General features: G+C 60.9%; 3 protein-coding genes. All 3 read left to right on the top strand.

Annotation, left to right across the window (positions count from 1 at the left end; genetic code table 11):
* On the top strand, nucleotides 1–1,176 hold a 1,176-nt coding region (locus Q0835_RS29590), incomplete at its 5' end, for an ABC transporter substrate-binding protein (RefSeq protein ID WP_298967023.1).
* Nucleotides 1,177–1,311: 135 nt separating this feature from the next.
* The gene (locus Q0835_RS29585) at nucleotides 1,312–2,205 is read left to right on the top strand and encodes a sugar ABC transporter permease (protein ID WP_298967020.1); all 894 of its coding nucleotides are present in this window, start codon (nucleotides 1,312–1,314) and stop codon (nucleotides 2,203–2,205) included.
* 64 nt (nucleotides 2,206–2,269) lie between these two features.
* On the top strand, nucleotides 2,270–3,000 hold a 731-nt coding region (locus tag Q0835_RS29580), incomplete at its 3' end, for a carbohydrate ABC transporter permease (protein ID WP_298967026.1).

Here is a 3,000-nt window from a genome sequence, read left to right as displayed (position 1 = left end):
GCCCATGCGACGGATTTGGAAGTTACGCATTGGTGGACGTCTGGTGGAGAGGCTGCGGCTGTTGCTGAGTTTGCGAAGGCGTTTGACGCGACTGGCAACAAGTGGGTTGACGGTGCGATTGCCGGTTCTGGCGGCACGGCGCGTCCGATCATGATCAGCCGCATCACGGGCGGCGATCCGATGGGCGCCACCCAGTTCAACCACGGCCGTCAGGCAGAAGAGCTTGTTGAAGCCGGCCTGATGCGCGACCTCAGCGACGTGGCGGCGGAAGGCAACTGGGCGGAGCTCGTGCGTCCCTCCAGCCTGCTCGACAGCTGCACGCTTGACGGCAAGATCTACTGCGTGCCGGTCAACATTCATTCCCCGCAATGGCTGTGGATCAACAATGCGGTTTTTGAAGACAACGGCCTGGCCGTGCCGACCAACTGGGACGAGTTTGTCGCCGCAGCGCCCAAGCTGCAGGAAGCCGGTGTCGTGCCGCTCGCCATGGGCCAGCAGCCCTGGCAGACCACGCTTGCCTTCCAGACCCTTCTGACCGCGCTCGCAGGTCCTGAGACCTACACCAAGGTGTTCGGCGACAAGGATGCCGATCTGGCAGGCGGTCCGGAACTGGCCAAGGTCTTTGAGGCTGCGGCAACGGCCCGCGACATGGCCAAGGATTCCAACGTTCAGAACTGGAACGATGCCACAAACATGGTCATCACCGGCAAGGCCGGCGGCCAGATCATGGGCGACTGGGCCCAGGGTGAGTTCCAGGTGGCCAATCAGGTCGCCGGCAAGGATTACACCTGCCTGCCGGGTCTTGGCGTCAACGAAGTGATCCAGACCGGCGGCGACGCCTTCTACTTCCCGCAAGTGGACGATCCGGAGATCTCCGCGGCCCAGGCCGAGCTCGCCAAGGTCATGATTTCCCCGGAGACACAGGTTGCCTTCAACCTGAAGAAGGGGTCTCTGCCGGTGCGCGGCGATGTCGACCTGTCGGCGGCCAATGACTGCATGCGCAAGGGTCTGGAGATCCTGGCCAAGGGCAACATCATTCCGGGCACCGACCAGCTGATGTCTGCTGACAGCAACCAGCAGGTCAACGACCTGTTCGTCGAGTTCTTCAACAACCCGTCCATGTCGGCTGAAGACGCTCAGAAGCTGTTCGCCTCGATCGTCGCCAACGCCGACTGATCCGCACAACGGGCTCCGCCGGTTCCGTCAAGGGGACTTGAGGGCACCGGCGTCCTCCAGCCCTGCGCGCAGTTTCTGCGCGCAGGGACTTCCGGGACACTGCAAGCAGGCTTTTACGGGACAAGGAAGACAGGCATGGCCGCAACCTCAGCCCCAGCCAGATGGCACCGCAACCTGAGTGCCAAGGTGGCGGCAATTCCGATGATCGTCACCGCCCTGGTGGTCTTTATCGGCGGAACCGCCTGGACGGTTCTCTACTCCTTCACCAACTCCAAGCTTCTGCCGCGGGAGAAGTTCATCGGCTTTGGCCAGTACGAACGCCTGTGGAGCAGCAACAAGTGGCTGATCTCGATCGAGAACCTGGCCATCTATGGCGGGTTCTCCCTCGTCTTCTCCCTCCTCATCGGCTTCATTCTGGCCGCCCTGCTCGATCAGAAGATCCGCTTTGAGGACACCTTCCGCACCATCCTGCTCTATCCCTTCGCCCTCAGCTTCATCGTCACGGGCCTTGCCTGGCAATGGATCCTCAATCCGGATTTCGGCATCCAGCATGTCGTGCGCAGCCTGGGCTGGGAGAGCTTTGCCTTCGACCCCCTCTACAATCCCGACATCGTCATCTACGGCATTCTGATTGCCGGCCTGTGGCAGGGAACCGGCCTCATCATGTGCCTCATGCTGGCCGGGTTGCGCGGCATTGACGAGGACATCTGGAAGGCTGCCAAGATCGACGGCATCCCCATGTGGAAGACCTACATCTTCATCGTCATCCCCATGATGCGCGGCATCTTCATCACCGCCATCGTGCTTGTCGCCTCCGGCATCATCAAGGTCTATGACCTGGTCGTTGCCCAGACCGGCGGCGGACCCGGCATCTCCTCGGAAGTGCCGGCCAAATACGTCTATGACGCCATGTTCCTGTCCCAGAACCTCGGACAGGGCTTTGCCGCCTCCACCATGATGCTGCTCACCGTCGCCGTCATCGTCATTCCCTGGGCCTATCTCGAATTCGGAGGCAAGCGTCGTGGCTGATACTGCATATCTTTCCGGCCCCTCAGGTCCAAAACCCCGGCACATCCTGTCCCGCCGCAACATCATGATCTACGGCACGCTGATCGTCGTCTCGCTCTACTATCTGCTGCCCCTTTACGTGATGGTCGTCACCTCCCTCAAGGGCATGCCCGAGATCCGTCTCGGCAACATCTTCTCGCCCCCGGTCGAGGTCACCTTCCAGCCCTGGGTCAAGGCCTGGGCGGAAGCCTGCACCGGCCTCAATTGCGACGGCCTGTCGCGCGGCTTCTTCAACTCCGTGCGCATCCTCATTCCTTCCGTGATCCTGTCGATCATCATCGCCTCGATCAACGGCTATGCGCTCGCCAACTGGCGCTTCAGGGGCTCGGAGACCTTCTTCACCATCCTGATCGTCGGCGCCTTCATTCCCTATCAGGTCATGATCTATCCGATCGTCATCATGCTGCGCGAGATCGGCCTTTACGGCAGCCTCACAGGCCTGGTCATCGTGCACACCATCTTCGGCATGCCGATCCTGACCCTGCTCTTCCGCAACTATTTTGCCTCCGTGCCGCAGGAACTCTTCAAGGCCGCCCGCGTCGACGGCGCTGGCTTCTGGGGCATCTATTTCCGCATCATGGTGCCCATGAGCCTGCCCATCTTCGTCGTCGCAATGATCCTGCAGGTCACCGGCATCTGGAACGACTTCCTGTTCGGCGTCATCTACACAAAGCCGGACCTTTATCCGATGACGGTGCAGCTCAACAACATCGTCAACTCGACCCAAGGGGTGAAGGAATACAACGTCAACATGGC

The sequence above is a fragment of the uncultured Roseibium sp. genome, assembly GCF_947499295.1.
GTDB lineage: Bacteria > Pseudomonadota > Alphaproteobacteria > Rhizobiales > Stappiaceae > Roseibium.
The sequence above is the reverse complement of the archived record's forward strand: the minus strand, read 5'-3'. Positions and strand labels throughout refer to the sequence as shown.